This window comes from Lacinutrix sp. Bg11-31, assembly GCF_002831665.1.
In the GTDB taxonomy this organism is placed as follows: domain Bacteria; phylum Bacteroidota; class Bacteroidia; order Flavobacteriales; family Flavobacteriaceae; genus Lacinutrix.
In genome coordinates this window covers 2,866,113-2,882,337 of record NZ_CP025118.1, presented here as the reverse complement: position 1 = coordinate 2,882,337, position 16,225 = coordinate 2,866,113, and the positions used below count along the sequence as shown (strand labels likewise).

Annotated in this window: 10 protein-coding genes; 8 read left to right on the top strand and 2 right to left on the bottom strand. The window is 31.5% G+C overall.

Translation table 11 applies throughout. The annotated features are described in order from the left end of the window. The first annotated feature begins 411 nt into the window (after positions 1–411). From CW733_RS12945 to CW733_RS12930, 4 genes are all read left to right on the top strand, one after another. A complete protein-coding gene (locus CW733_RS12945; RefSeq protein ID WP_232730366.1) occupies positions 412–3,891 on the top strand; it encodes a S8 family serine peptidase in 3,480 nt (1,159 codons plus the stop codon). Between the two features lie 116 nt (positions 3,892–4,007). Next, positions 4,008–4,487, top strand: a complete 480-nt coding sequence (locus tag CW733_RS12940) for a DUF1761 domain-containing protein (protein WP_100997578.1) — start codon at positions 4,008–4,010, stop codon at positions 4,485–4,487. Between the two features lie 58 nt (positions 4,488–4,545). Continuing rightward, entirely contained in the window at positions 4,546–5,706 is a 1,161-nt protein-coding gene (locus CW733_RS12935; protein WP_100997577.1) for a GNAT family N-acetyltransferase, read from the top strand. 84 nt (positions 5,707–5,790) lie between these two features. Beyond that, positions 5,791–6,687 carry a hypothetical protein gene (locus CW733_RS12930; RefSeq protein WP_100997576.1) on the top strand — a complete coding sequence of 299 codons (897 nt, stop codon included), beginning with the start codon at positions 5,791–5,793 and terminating at the stop codon, positions 6,685–6,687. Positions 6,688–6,757: 70 nt separating this feature from the next. Here CW733_RS12930 and CW733_RS12925 read toward each other — a convergent pair whose 3' ends face one another. After that, complete coding sequence (locus tag CW733_RS12925) at positions 6,758–7,693, bottom strand: SPFH domain-containing protein (RefSeq protein ID WP_100997575.1); 936 nt, start codon at positions 7,691–7,693, stop codon at positions 6,758–6,760. Between the two features lie 105 nt (positions 7,694–7,798). Between CW733_RS12925 and CW733_RS12920 the strand changes: the two genes are divergently transcribed. Together CW733_RS12920 and CW733_RS12915 are read left to right on the top strand one after the other, a co-directional pair. Continuing rightward, positions 7,799–8,485 carry a hypothetical protein gene (locus CW733_RS12920; RefSeq protein ID WP_100997574.1) on the top strand — a complete coding sequence of 229 codons (687 nt, stop codon included), beginning with the start codon at positions 7,799–7,801 and terminating at the stop codon, positions 8,483–8,485. 56 nt (positions 8,486–8,541) lie between these two features. Further along, positions 8,542–10,368: a T9SS type A sorting domain-containing protein gene (locus tag CW733_RS12915; RefSeq protein ID WP_100997573.1), complete on the top strand. Its 1,827-nt coding sequence runs from the start codon at positions 8,542–8,544 to the stop codon at positions 10,366–10,368. Between the two features lie 75 nt (positions 10,369–10,443). Here the strand turns inward: CW733_RS12915 and gltX are convergent, their stop codons facing one another. Further along, positions 10,444–11,952: a glutamate--tRNA ligase gene (gene gltX / locus CW733_RS12910; RefSeq protein ID WP_100997572.1), complete on the bottom strand. Its 1,509-nt coding sequence runs from the start codon at positions 11,950–11,952 to the stop codon at positions 10,444–10,446. Between the two features lie 246 nt (positions 11,953–12,198). Here gltX and CW733_RS12905 point away from each other — a divergent pair, with 246 nt between their 5' ends. Further along, positions 12,199–15,708: a DUF4175 family protein gene (locus CW733_RS12905; protein ID WP_100997571.1), complete on the top strand. Its 3,510-nt coding sequence runs from the start codon at positions 12,199–12,201 to the stop codon at positions 15,706–15,708. Further along, on the top strand, positions 15,701–16,111 hold the full coding sequence (gene ybeY, locus CW733_RS12900; RefSeq protein ID WP_100997570.1) for an rRNA maturation RNase YbeY: 411 nt from the start codon (positions 15,701–15,703) through the stop codon (positions 16,109–16,111). Before CW733_RS12905 ends, ybeY begins: the two co-directional genes overlap by 8 nt. The last annotated feature ends 114 nt before the right edge of the window (positions 16,112–16,225 follow it).

Sequence of the window (16,225 nt, the reverse complement as noted above, 5' to 3'; positions counted from 1 at the left end):
GGTTACTTAACCGTATAAGTTTTAATTAAAAGAAATAAATACTAATATTAGTATTTATTTCTTTTTTTTTTAAGGTATCATTTAGTGATTAATCACACCTTTAATTCACTATAATACTGGCTTAAACAGCCAATAGTTTATCTTGTTTTTTATATATCAAAATTTCTAAAAAAGGATATTTAAAAATAAAAAACTAAATTCACAGTAGTGCTTGTAAATATTTAAAAACTTGCACTAATAAAAACAATCGCTATAAATCTTAAAACTATTATGAAAAAACCGACACTAACCAAAACCACTTTACACTTTTGTACTTATTTATTAACACTAATCACTTTTTTTTATTGCAATTTCCTTGAAGCTCAGAATACAATTTATTTCCAAAACGAAGTTATAACAATGCCTAACAATATGGCAACATTTAATTGGGATGCTATGCCAGAAAATTCCAAATTTAATAATGGCTATTTTGGATGGGCAAACTTTAATGAAACACCATCACAAAATATACAAGACCAATTTAAGTCTAGAAACATAAAACTTATTGAGTATTTTCCAGATAAAACGTATCTTTTCTATTGCCCAAAAAGCATACAGGTATCCTACTTAAAACAATCAGGAGTTGTTTCTATTATTCCAATAGAAATTAGCTTTAAAATGGCTTCTCAAATAAAATTAAACACTATAAATGATTACGCAATACAAGGCAATAAAGTGCTTTTAGTATTAGAATATTATGATTTTATAAGTTCTAATTATGTAACGAACCAGTTATTAAAAAACAGTACTGTAGAAATTTTAGAAGATTATAAAGGAAGCAGTCTATTACAAATTGCAGTGCCTTATGAAGAAATAGACGCAGTTGTATCAAATTCTTTTGTAAAATGGATAGAACTAATTCCTGCACCAGCTGTAAAAGAAGACATTAGAGGAAGAAGTTTGCATAGAGCAGCAAACTTAGACACGCAAACACCAACAGGAAGAAACTATACTGGTGCAGGTATTGGTGTAATGGTAAGAGATGATGGAGTTGTAGGACCACATATTGATTTCCAAGGAAGAATAGATAACTCTGCAACAAGTACGACAGGACAAACTCATGGTGATGGAGTAGCTGGAATTATGACAGGAGCAGGTAATTTAGATCCAACAAAAAGAGGAATGGCAGCTGGTGCAGACGTATATGTTGTTGAATATGGATCTACTTTTTTAGACACAGATACGACAGACCTAATTAATAACGGTTCTGTACAAATAACAAATTCTTCTTATGGAGATGGTTGTAATGGAGGTTACACTTCAATTTCTCAAACAGTAGATTTACAAACCAATACTACGCCTTCACTACTTCATGTGTTTTCAGCAGGTAATTCTGGAACTAGCAATTGTGGTTATGGAGCAGGAGCAGGTTGGGGAAATATAACAGGAGGACATAAACAAGGAAAAAACGTAATAGCAACTGCAAACACATTTTTTAATGGAACACTAGCGAGTTCTAGTAGTCGTGGACCAGCTTCCGATGGACGTATTAAACCAGACATAACTGCTCATGGACAAAACCAAGAATCTACAGCAGAAAATAACACTTACCAAACATTTGGAGGAACTTCTGGCGCAGCTCCAGGAATTTCAGGAGTCTCTGCTCAACTATACGAAGCTTATGGAAACTTAAATGGAGGCGCTTTTCCAGAATCGGCATTAATTAAAGCAACCCTATTAAATACAGCAAACGATTATGGAAATGTAGGTCCAGATTTTAGTTTTGGTTGGGGAATGGTAAACGGATTAAAAGCAGCTATGCTAATTGAAGAAGGACGTTACCTAAATAGTACAATTTCACAAGGTGCAAATAATAATCATTCTATTATAGTTCCAGCTAATACTTCTCAAGTTCGTTTTATGGTTTATTGGAGTGATGCTCCTGCAGCTCCTAGTGCTTCTCCTGCTTTAGTAAATGATTTAGATTTAGTGGTAACAGATCCAGGTAGTACAACACACCAGCCATGGATTTTAGATGCAACACCTAATGCTGCAAATTTAAATACTCCTGCAACAACAGGAGCAGATCACTTAAATAATATGGAACAAGTGTTAATTAATAATCCAACTTCTGGATCATATAACATTAATATATCTGGATTTAATGTTCCTATGGGACCACAAAAATACTATGTTGTATATGAAATTATTGCCAACGGCATAACACTGATCTATCCAACAGGAGGACAAAAATTTGTTGCAGGTACACAAGAAGTTATCCATTGGGATGCTGTTAATGCTACTAATTCACATGTATTAGAATATTCAACAGATAATGGAGGAAGCTGGAATGCAATTACGACTTTGCCTGTATCAGCTAAAAATTACACATGGTCTGTACCTAGTAGTGTTTCTGGAGAATATTTGGTTAAAATTACAAATGGCGTATTAACAGACCAAAGCTCAAGTAATTTTTCTATTGCTTCACGTGTTACAGGTGTTAATATTACACAAGTCTGTCCTACTGAAGCTACAGTAACTTGGAATGCTGTTACAGATGCAACTTCTTATGATGTATACTTATTAGGAAATAAATACATGGAAGTTGTAGGAAACTCTACTACTACATCTTTAGCAATTCCAATTCCTAATCCTTCTGATCCAATTTGGGTAGCCGTAAGTGCAAAAGGAGGAAACGGTTGGGAAACCTTAAGAACAATTGCTGTAAGTTCCACAGGAAGCGGTTTATTTAACTGCCCTTTGTCTAAAGATTTAAGCGTAACAGAAATTAATAATTCAACAAATGATTTCGTGACGATTTGTAATACAGATCCTATAATTGTATCTGCAAATATTAAAAATGAAGGAATAGATTCTCAATCAAACTTTGTTATTTCATATCAAATAGGATCAGATCCAATTGTTCAAGAAACTTATACAGGACCATTAGCTTCTGGAGCTTCAGATGTTTTCAATTTTACAACACCAGTAACATTATCATCAAATGGAGATAATACTTTAAGAGTATGGACTTCATTAGCAGGCGATGAATTTGTAAGTAACGACGAGAAAATCTTAGATTTCTATTCACAAGACAGTGGAACAGCTGTAGATTATTCAGAATCTTTTGAAGTAAATGGTGTGTTTCCCGTAGGTTGGTCTCTTGACAATCCTGATAACGGAAAAACATGGATATCTAGAACTAATGTTTTTGGAATTGATGGAAACCTAACTACAGCAGCTTTTGTAGATGGTGCAAATTACACAACAAGAGGTCAATTAGATACATTTACTACAGAGTATTTTGATAATACTCATCAAGGTACAGCAGAGCTAACTTTCGATCTAGCAAAAGCACAATGGTCTGCATCATATAACGATGGTTTACGTGTAGAAGTTTCTATAGATTGTGGAGCAAACTATACACAAATTTATTTTAAAGACGCACTTAATTTAGCTACTGTTCCTTATGTAGGTTCAGTTTGGTCTCCAAATAGCGTTGCAAACTGGAGAACAGAAACGGTAGATTTAACGCCTTATGTGGGCGAAAACATTTTGTTAAGATTTATAAATATTAACGATTATAGCAACAGTACTTTTATAGATAATATTACTATTACTAAGGTGGATTCCACTTTATCTGTTATCGAAAACCTATTAGAAAGTGCAATTTCTGTATACCCAAACCCATCCAAAGAAGAGGTTAATATTAGAATAAATACAACTTTAGGAGCCACCTACCAAATAGAATTATTAAATAATCTAGGTCAAAGTATAACTACGGTTTCTACAACACGTTTTAGTGGTAAAGCACAGCATAAATTAAATATTTCTAAATACCAGTCTGGCTTATACTTTATAAAAATTAAAGTAAATGATAGCGAAGTAATCAAAAAACTAATTATTGAATAGTATTAACATAATTAATCCTTAATGTGATAATAATTTTAGATGTGTTATTTATAGTAAAGTAAAAGGTGAAATCTTTTTTTTGTAAATTGAACCAACTAACAAAAACACTTTTAATTATGGAATTTAATTTTTTAGCAATCTTGGTAGCAGCAATTGCGCCTATTGTTCTTGGGTTTTTATGGTACAACCCAAAACTTTTTGGTAATGCATGGATGCGAGAAGCAGAAATGACCCAAGAAAAAATGAAAAGCGGAAACATGGCTCTTATTTTTGGTCTTACGTTATTACTATCATTCATTTTAGCTTTCTTTTTGCAAAACTTAACCACACACCAAATGGGAGCTTTTGCATTAGCTCAAGGAGAATTAGGTGAAACTGCAACATATCTTGCTTTTATGGAAGAGTATGGAAATGAGTTTAGAAGTTTTAAACATGGTGCCTTACACGGTGTTTTAGCTGGTGTTTTCTTATTCTTTCCTGTAATAGCAATTAATGGAATGTTCGAGCGTAAAAGCTGGAAATACATTTTTATTAACTCAGGATATTGGATTGTTTCTTTAGCAATAATGGGAGCAATTGTTTGTGGTTGGGTTTAATAATGTAATTTTATAAAATAAATAAATTTAAGACTGATGGGTTACCATCAGTTTTTTTATGGTCAAATCACAAATTAAAATATATAATAGAGTAGAAGAATTACCAGAATCCTGGAATGCTTTGCCTAATAACGATGTGTTCTTAAAAACAGCATTTTTAAGCGCTTTAGAGCAATCTTCACCTAAAAACATTACAACACACTATATTGGTGTTTTTAAAGCAGAAGAACTCGTTGGAATAGCTATAGTTCAACGTGTAGAAATGTATTTAGAAGATATTTTTAGAAATAATAATGACAAGTATATAACTAGAAAATCTAAACAATTAATATCTAAAATAGTTAGAGGAAACACCTTAGTTGTTGGTAATATAATGCATACAGGACAACATGGTTTGTATTTTAATACTGAAGAAATCAGCTATAAAGAATACTTAAACCAACTATCTATTGCTATAGAACAAATTAAATCTAATTTAAAGCAAAAGCATGACAAAAAAGTGAGGCTAATTGCTTTTAAAGATTATTTTGAAGATGATTCAATTCATAATAATCAAGCCTTTTTTAAAACTCAAAAACTGTATAAAATACAAGTACAGCCAAATATGGTTTTTAATATTCCAGAATCTTGGACCATTTTAGAAGATTATACTTCATCTTTTACTAAAAAGTATAGAGATCGTTTTAAATCGGCAAGAAAGAAAGGAAAGCAAATTATAAAACGAGAACTAAGCATTGAAGACTTAACGGTATTACAATCTGAAATTTTTAAATTATATAAAGAGGTTTCAGATAATGCACGTGTAAACTCCTTCATATTAAGCGAGAATCATTTTAAAACTTTAAAACAAGAATTAAAAGCCGACTTTAAAGTTTTTGGTTACTTTATAGATGAAGAACTTGTGGGTTTTTTCACTTTAATCCTTAATAATAAAACATTAGAAACTTACTTTTTAGGGTATAACCCAGAGTTTCAATATAAGCATCAAATATATTTGAATATGCTTTTTGATATGGCTCAATTTGCTATAGAAAACAACTTTAAAAATATTGTTTATGCTAGAACAGCAATGGAAATTAAAAGCTCTGTAGGCGCAAAACCTAAAGCTATGCACATTTACATGAAGCACACTAATTTTATAGCAAACTCAATGCTTAAATTAATAGTTAAGTACCTAAACCCAGTAACAAAATGGGTAGAGAGGCATCCTTTTAAATAATATTTTTTAGTATTTATATTTTAAAAAGTAGGGTAATTATATTTTAGATTGTCTTACTACTTTAAACTACTAAATATAAATATTATGATAACAAATAACAGAAAACAATTAAAAAGAGGCATAGCAATATTTGCATTTGTTTTAATAAGCTTTGCAGTTTACTCTTGCAAGTCTGATCCAAAAGTAGATAATGAGTTAGAAATGGAAAAACAAGTAGTGTTGAAAGAACTACAAGACATGTCTACGGCTTACGATGTGGCTATTAATAATAGCAAAGAAAAGGACTCTAAGCTAGAAGATGCTAAACTAAAAATAGAAAAACTAATCGATTCTTTAAAAATTATTGAACCAAGTTACAAAGCATTAATTAAACTAAAAGGAATGCAATTAGAACTTGATAGCGAGTTAAAAAATCTAATAAGAGATAATAAAGAATTAAGACAAGACAATAATATTTTAGTGTACTCACTTACAAAACGTAAGGACCAATTAGCTAAAAGTAAAGAGTTAAACGCATCTCTAAACAAAGAGAAAGAAGGTTTAGTTGAAGAAAAAGAAGATTTAAATAAAAAGATTAATGAAGCTAATTTTTTAAACTTACTCGATTTAACAATAGAAGGCGTTAAGGAAAAATCTTCTGGAAAAGAAATTTTAACAGACAAAGCAAGAAGAGTTAATAAATTTAAAATTTGTTATTCTATAGCTAAAAACACCTTGATTAAAGAGTCTAATAAAACATTATACGTTCAAATTTTAGATCCAAATAATGCAGTAGTTGTATCTAAAGATAAAGCTTTAAAAGCTGAAGGTAGTGATAATGAGTATTCTTTTAAAACGGCATTTGTATACAAAAACGAAAACCTAAACGTTTGTGATTACTTCACTTTTAATGAAGATAAAGACCTTGAAGAAGGAACTTATACTGTTAATATTTACGATGGAGATTTATTGGTTACTACATCTAAAATAACTTTAGAATAGTATAGGTTTTGTGCTATAAAAAAAGGGTAACTTTATTTAAAAGTTACCCTTTTTTTATATGCAATAGAAACTACTCTTTACCAGCTTTTTTATTAAGCTTAGCTTCTTTCATAGCTTCACCAATCTCGTTACTAGCAGCAAAACTTGCAACCATATCGTTTAGCATATTACTTCCTGCTTGAGGTGTGTTAGGTAATAAAATTAAGTTACTATTTGTTGCGCTACCAATAGCCTGTAAAGTATCGTAATGTTGTGTTACAACTATTAAAGCAGAAGCTTCTTGAGAGTTAATACCAACTTTATTTAATACTTCTACACTTTCTTCTAAACCACGTGCAATTTCACGACGTTGGTCTGCAATACCTTGTCCTTGTAAACGCTTACTTTCTGCTTCAGCTTTTGCTTTTTCAACAATTAAAATACGTTGTGCATCACCTTCATACTGTGCAGCAGTTTTTTCTCTATCTGCAGCATTAATACGGTTCATTGCTTCTTTTACTTGTGCATCTGGATCGATATCTGTTACTAAGGTTTTAATAATATCGTAACCATAGTCAGACATTGCTTCATTAAGTTCAGATTTTACTGCAATAGCAACATCATCTTTACGCAAAAACACATCATCAAGAATCATTTTTGGTACCTCTGCACGTACAACATCAAATACATAAGAAGTAATTTGATCGTGCGGATAATCTAATTTGTAAAAAGCATCCTCAACTTTATCTCTAATAACTTTATATTGTACAGAAACTTTTAAACGCACAAATACATCATCTTTAGTTTTTGTTTCTACAATAACATCTAATTGTTGAATTTTTAAGCTTAATCGGCCTGAAATTTTATCAACTAGCGGAATTTTAAATTGTAATCCAGATTGACGAATACTTAGAAATCTACCAAAACGCTCTACAATAGCTGCGGTTTGTTGCTTTACAGTAAATATGCCTGAAATTAAAATGATAAGACCGAAAAATAAAATCGGAATAAGAATAATTTTTCCCATAACAGTTTTTTAAATGGTTAATAAAGCTAAATAACTAGCTTTTAAGGTTAATAAAAATGAAATACTAATTTAAGTTATATTTGCTCATAAACACCCAAATTACAGATGAAAAAAACACAACTTTCCTTATTAGTAGCACTTATGCTATGTTTTGTTACAAAAAGTTTTGCCCAACATAAAAACTACGACATTAAAAATGGCTTTGGTTTGTTTGGTGGTATTACACAATTCGATATTATTACAGATAATTTTCAAACCACAAAAGGAGACGGTTGGATTGGAGGAATGAGTGCTACTGTAGACATTCCACACAAATGGTATAATGCAAGTTATGGTATGCAACTTTCAGAAAACACTATCGGTATTTCTGGTCGTACAAGTAATTTAGATTTATCTGCTAAAGAATTAGAATACAAAATTTTTACAGCACAAGTAGCCTTTTTATGGCATGCTAAATTGGCTGGAAGCTATTTAACTTTAGACTTTGGACCAATGTTACAGTACAATAGTGATTTAGAATTAAAAGACGACCAACAAGAGAATTTTTTAATTTCTAATTACGATGCTTTAACCGCTAACGATATTACAGATATTTCTAATTTTAATGTAAATGGAGCAATTGGTTTAACAGCAGGATTTAGTATAATTAAATTTAAAGCCCAGTATATTTATGGCTTTTTAAACACGTTAAATGCACTAAATACTAATAACGATTTAGATTTAACAGGGAGTAACAAGAAGTTTAAAGGTAACCAATCTATGTTGGCTTTTTCTGCTATGATTACCTTTTAAATAATTGTAACTATCTTGCATATAATTAATTATAACAAACAATTAAATTTAAAATAATGAAACAAAAACTACTTTTCATCTTATTTACAGCTTTATGCTGTGCTACACTTTTTGCACAAAGCGAAAAAGAAACAATTGCTCGCAATTGGTTAGAAAATAATAAGCACGATTTAAACATTCAAGATAACCATACATTAGACATGGAGTTTAGTAGGGTTGGATTATCTGGTGAAACGTTTCGGTTTTATCAAATGATGAATGGTGTACAAGTTTTTAAAGCAGAAGTTACCATTCACGTATCGAATAATAAAAGAGTTTCTTTTCATGCAAGTACTTATGATGATTCAATAGAAACTATAAACACAACACCAAGTATCTCTGATGCACAAGCGCAACAAACAGCATTAACAAACTTAAACGTTCTAGCATCTGACGTTGTAAGTTTGGAAAATAAAATTTTCATAATAAAGCATGAAAACCAAACACATTTGGTACGAAGGGTTTTAATAAATGCTTACTCAAAACCTGGGGCTTGGGAAGTTATGGTAGATGCTCAAAATGGTTCTGTTTTAAGGTCTAAAGACATTGCTTTTTACTATAATCATGGAGATAAAGACAAGAAAAAAAACACTCAAAAAAATAATGCTCCATCCTCATTTATGGGAACAGGAACAGCCATGATTTTCGATACAGATCCATTAACCGCAAGTACAAGCCCTTATGGCGGACAATATGTAGATGGAAATGATGCGACTAATGCTGCTCTAGATGCCGCAAGAACTGCAGTAAACCTTCTAGATATTGAGTTTTCAGGTGGAAATTATACCTTAAAAGGACCCTATACTCAAATTTCAGAATTAACATCTCCTAATAAAGGTTTATTTATTCAAACCTCAAGTAATTTTGAATTTAATAGACAAGAAGACGGTTTCGAGGCTGCAAACGTATATTACCATACAGATAAAGCGATGCGTTACATCAATATAGATTTAGGCATTACATTAGCTCCATCTCAAAATGGAGGTGTTATTCGTTTCGATCCACATGGAGCTAATGGAGCAGATAATTCTTATTATTCTGGAGGCACTTTAAACTTTGGAGAAGGCTGTGTGGATGATGGAGAAGATGCAGATGTAATTTTACACGAATTAGGTCATGGATTACATGATTGGATTACAAATGGAGGTTTATCTCAAGTAAATGGATTAAGTGAAGGGAGTGGAGACTATTGGGCAAACTCATATAAAAGAAGTTTAGGACAATGGTCTGCAAGTGATGCTGCTAGAAACTGGGTTTTTGGTTGGGATGGACATAATGAATGTTGGAACGGAAGAACTACAGTTTATGGTGCACAATATCCAGGAGGATTGGTAGGACAAATACACGCAGATGGACAAATGTGGGCAACCACATTAATGGAAATCTGGGAAGATATAGGTCGTGAAAAAACAGATAAAGCTTTTTTAGAGGGTTTAGGGATGACAAATAGCAACACAAACCAAGAAGATGCTGCAATTGCTGTTAGACAAGCCGCTATAGATATGGGAACCGCTCATGGTTATACATGTGATGATATTCTTGCTATGACAAATAGGTTTACTGCTCAAGGCTACAACTTACCTGCTTACACTTGTAGTTTAAGTGTAGATGAATTTGCTATTAATAGTATCTCAATATTTCCAAATCCAACAAAAGGATTGATTACTTTTAAGAATATTGAGCAAGATTATAATGTTGCAGTATTTAATATGTTAGGTCAAAAAGTTAAAGACCAAGCAATAAATGGAACAGCTAACACAATGGATGTTTCAAACTTAGCTACAGGAACTTACTTTATTAAATTTAATGGAGTAGATGCTGTATTAAAGTTTATTAAAGAGTAAAAATTAGATTATTTTATAAATGAAAAGCGAGCTAAAATAATTAGCTCGCTTTTTTTATTTAATATGTTCACGGTTTTACAAAACAGTAATCATTTTCTCAATACGTTTTATAGTTTCAGTTTTACCTATCATGTACATAATATCAAAAACTTCTGGTCCTTGTAGAGCACCAACCAAGGCTAAACGTAAAGGCATCATTACTTTTCCAAAACCTATTTCGTTTCCAGTAATCCAACCTTTTATTTCCTTTTGAAGTATTTCTACTTCAAAATCTTCAATATTAGAAACTATAGACACTAATTGCGTCATTAAGTCTTTCGTTTCGTCTTTAAATGCTTTTTTAGAAGCTTTCTCATCGTAGTTTTCTGGTGCAACAAAGAAGAAGCTACTTAAATCCCAAAAGTCGTTTACAAACGTTGCGCGTTCTTTAATTAAACCAACAACCATTGCAATATAACTAGGATCAATATCTTTTAATTCTGTACGCTTTTTTTGAAAAGCCTCAGCCAATACATCATCGCTTTGTTCTTGCATATAATGATGGTTAAACCACTTTATTTTGTCTGGATCAAAACGTGCTCCTGCTTTATTTACACGATCTAAATCGAAAGCTTCAATTAATTCATCTAAGTTAAAAATCTCTTGTTCTGTTCCAGGATTCCATCCTAAAAACGCTAAGAAATTAATTACAGCATCTGCAAAATAACCTTCTTCGTTATAACCTTTAGAAATGTCTCCATCGGGAGATGTGTACTCTAATGGAAATACTGGAAAGCCTAATTTATCACCATCACGCTTACTTAGTTTTCCTTTTCCTGTAGGTTTTAATATTAATGGTAAATGTGCAAATTCTGGAGCTTCCCAACCAAATGCAGTATATAATTGCATGTGTAATGCTAAAGAAGGTAACCATTCTTCACCACGAATAACATGAGAGATTTCCATTAAATGGTCATCCACAATATTTGCTAAATGGTAGGTTGGCATACCATCACTTTTAAACAAAACCTTATCGTCTAAAACGTTAGTATCAATTTTAATATCACCACGAATAATATCTTTAAGACGTAAAGTTTCATCTTTAGGAGACTTAAAACGAATAACGTAATCATCTCCATTATCTAATTTCGTTTGTACGTCTTCAGCAGAAAGCGATAAAGAGTTACTTAGCTCTAAACGGTTATGCCAATTGTAAATAAAGGTTTGTTTGTTACTTTCGTATTCTTTTCTTTTAGCATCTAATGTTTCAGCTGTATCAAAAGCATAATAAGCATTATCGCTAGCAATTAACTGCTCAGCATATTGCTTGTATAAATGCTTACGCTCACTTTGTCTGTAAGGTCCAAATTTCTCATTCTTGTTTGGTCCTTCATCAAAAGGAATATTACACCAATTTAAAGCATCGATTATATATTGCTCTGCACCTTCAACATAGCGGTTTTGGTCTGTATCTTCAATACGAAGTATAAAAGTACCGTTGTATTTTTTTGCAAATAAATAGTTGAAAAGAGCTGTTCTAACTCCTCCAATATGTAGAGGTCCTGTTGGACTTGGTGCGAAACGCACACGAACGTTTTTAGACATTATTTATGTTTTATAAAACACTGTAAAACAAAGCATTACTAAAATGAAAAACATTTTCATTAAAAGGATATTGCATAGTAAACCGAAGTGCTTTTTTAATATATTTTTTGCAAAGATAATTTGATAAGCTCACAGAACAAAGAAAAGAAGGCTTTGTTTAAAATAAGCTTTTAACATGATACTAATATTGTTTAGAAAATAAAATAGTATTTTAGTCAGTTATAAAGAGAAAAAGACAATCAAAAATTGAACAACTTCCAAAACATACAATCCAAACTAAACCAATTTATTAGAAAATATTACACTAATGAGTTAATTAAAGGTGTGATTCTATTTTTTAGTATTGGACTACTATATTTATTAATTACATTATTAGTAGAACATTTTTTATGGCTAAGTTCTACCGCTAGAACAGTTTTGTTTTGGTTATTTGTAGCAGTAGAAGTTGCCCTTTTTATTAAGTTTATAGCCATTCCGTTGGCAAAATTATTTAAACTTAAAAAAGGAATTAATTTTGAAGAAGCCTCACTATTAATAGGTGGTCATTTTCCTGAAGTTAACGATAAATTACTTAATGTACTTCAATTAAAAAACACAAAATCAGATTCCGAGTTATTGTTAGCGAGTATCGATCAAAAGTCTGCAGAACTTACACCAGTTCCATTTAAACTCGCTATTAATTTCAAGAAAAACGCTAAATATTTAAAATACGCAGCCATTCCATTGCTTATTATTTTGGTTACAGCCATTTCTGGAAAATTAAACTGGTTTAGCGATAGTTATGAACGCGTTATAAATTATCAAACGGCTTACGAGCCACCAGCACCATTTCAGTTTTTTGTGTTAAATGAAGACTTACAAGCTGTCGAGAATAAAGAGTTTCGATTAATTGTTAAAACAGCTGGTGATGTTGTTCCAGAAAATGCACAAATCACTTTTAATAACGAAACATATTATTTACAACAACGTGGAGTAGGTGCTTTCGAATTTGTTTTCGAACAACCACAAAACAATATTACCTTCAATTTAACAGCAAACAATGTAACCTCTAGACCGTATACAATAACAGTTGCTCCAGTTCCAACCTTACTAGGTTTCGACATGGTTTTAAACTATCCAAATTATACAAATAAGCCAGATGAGGTATTAAAAAGTACAGGAAACGCAGTTGTGCCAACAGGAACAAGTATTACCTGGAAATTAAGAACTAAAGCAACAGATTACGCAACACTTTACGCTAAAGACACAACACTGTTTAAAAGCAACGAAAACGGAGCGTTTTCAGTAGGAAAAAGAGTGTATAGTAATTTAGATTATAGTATTGCTACAAGTAATAAACAACTTAAAGATTACGAGAACTTAGCCTTTAATATTCAAGTGGTTCGCGATGAATATCCAGAATTAAAACTACAATCTAAAGTAGATTCTTTAGATAAACAATCGTTGTATTTCTTCGGAAAAGTTAGCGATGATTATGGTCTTAATAAACTACAATTAGTGTATTATCCTAGCGGAAATGATAAGGATAAAAAGAGTGAACGTATTCCAATTTCAGGATCTAACTTTAGCGAGTTTGTAAGTGCTTTTCCTAATAATTTAGAAATTACCGAAGGTACCAGTTACGATTTATACTTCGAGGTTTTCGATAATGATGCTGTAAGCAAAAACAAAAGCACAAAAAGTAGTGTGTTTAGTTATAGAAAACGAACTGCAGACGAAGAGGAGAAAAAGCAATTGCAAGAACAAAATGAAACGATACAGGATTTAAACAAATCTTTAGATAAGTTCGAAAAGCAACAAAAAGAATTAGAAGAGTTGTCTAAAACACAAAAAGAAAAATCCGAACTTAATTTTAATGATAAAAAGAAGTTCGAAAATTTTATAAAGCGTCAAAAACAACAAGATAAAATGATGCAGAAGTTTAATAAAAAGCTTCAAAAGAATTTAGAGGACTTTCAAAAGGAAAATGAAGAAAAAGATCAATTTAAAGAAGATTTAAAAGAACGATTAAAAGAAAATGAAGAGCAGCTTAAGGCAGATGAGAAATTACTTAAAGAACTCGAAGAATTAAAAGATAAAATTAATAAAGAAGAGTTTTCTGCTAAACTTGAAAAGCTTGCTAAAAAGGCTAAAAGCCAAAAAAGAAGCCTAGAGCAAATGATAGAGCTAACGAAACGTTATTATGTTAGTAAAAAGATGGAAAAGATTGGTAATGAGTTAGATAAATTGGCTAAAGAACAAGATAAGCTTGCTAACGAAGAACCAAAAGACAACACTAAAGAAAAGCAAGAAGAATTAAATAAGAAGTTTGAAGACATCCAAAAGCAGCTAGACGAACTTGAGAAAGATAATAAGGAACTAAAGAAACCTGTTAAGTTGCCAAGAGACGAGAACAAGGAAGAAAATGTAAAGGATGATCAAGAAAAAGCTTCAGAAGAATTAGAGAAAAAAGAAGAATCTCCAAGCCTAGAGGAAAAGGAGAGCCAAAATGCTAAAGCTAAGAAAAAGCAAAAATCTGCTGCTCAAAAAATGAAAGAGATGAGCATGAAAATGCAAGCTCAAATGGGACAAGCTTCTAAAGATGCATTAGAAGAAGATATCGAAATGTTACGTCAGATTTTAGATAATTTAGTATTGTTTTCTTTTGATGAAGAAAAGTTAATGAAGCAATTTAAGAGCATAGAAATTAATCATAACGAGTATGCAACGTATTTAAAAAAGCAAAAAGACTTGAGAACTCATTTTGAGCATGTAGACGATAGTTTGTTTGCAATGTCTTTAAGGCAGCCAAAAATTTCTGAAGAAGTAAACAAGGAAATATCCGATGTCTATTTTAATATAGACAAAGCGATGGCAGAATTAGCAGAGAATAATATTTATAAAGGTGTTTCTTCTCAACAGTACACAATAACGTCTGCTAATAATTTAGCAAATTTTTTAAGTAATGCTTTAGATCAATTACAAAATGCTATGTCAATGCCATCACCAGGAGAAGGACAAGGTGAAGGAGGAATGCCACTTCCAGATATTATTATGAGCCAAGAAGAGCTTAATAAAAAGATGGAAGAAGGAACCAAAAAAGGAGAAAGCGGTGAACCTAAAGAAGGAGAAGGAGATAAGCCTGGCGAAAAACCGGGAGAGAAACCAGGTAAAGGAAAAAAACCAGGAGACAAAGGTGAAGACGGAGAGAGTGGAGAGAATGGTAAAAAAGGAAAAGGGAAAAAAGGCAAAGACGGAGAAGGTGAAGGTGAGGGCGAAGGAGAAGGTCGTGGAAAAGATGGAAAAGGTAAAGGAGGACAAGGAAAAGGTCAAGATGGTTTTAACGAAGATGTAAATGGAGAGCTTTATAAAATTTACCAGCAACAACAAATGATTCGTCAAGCATTAGAAGAAAAATTAGCGCAAGATGAAAAGTTAGGTAAAGGAACGCCTGCAGATGCAAAACAACTTGTTAAGCAAATGGAAGATGTTGAAGAAGATCTTATAAATAATGGATTTACAAACGAAACACTTTCTAAGATGATGAATTTACAGCACCAACTTTTAAAGCTAGAAAAAGCAACATTACAACAAGGTCAAGAAAGTAAACGTAAATCTGAAACAAATAAAAAAGAATTTTCGAATACTACAAATAATCAAATTTCTAAGGCTAAAGAATATTTTAACACTACAGAAATATTGAATAAGCAAGCATTACCTTTGCAGCAAATTTACAAACAGAAAGTACAAGAATATTTTAAAGAAAAAAATGATTAGTTTTAACTACGAAAACGATTTTAAGCTTCCTAACGAGACTCAAATCTCTAAATGGATATCATCTGTCATTGTAACAGAAAACTGTAAAGAAGAAGAGATTAACTATGTTTTCTGTGATGATGATTATCTTCATAAACTTAATGTAGATTTCCTAGATCACGATACTTTAACTGATGTTATTAGTTTTGATTACTCTGTAGGAAAAACATTACATGGCGATATTTTTATTTCAACAGAAAGAGTAGAGGACAATGCAAAAGACTTCGAGAATACTTTTCAAGAAGAACTACATCGTGTACTTGTTCATGGTGTTTTACATTACTGTGGTTATAAAGATAAAACAGAAGACGAAGCAAAGCTGATGAGAGAGAAAGAAAACTTATATCTCAACACCTTAAAATAGAATTCAGTAATTCGCACTATATTTGCAAGCTTTTAAATTTTGATATTAATTGTTTCACGTGGAACAATTAATATTTGATTTGAAATATATATTATAATTTCATTCTGAAATCAT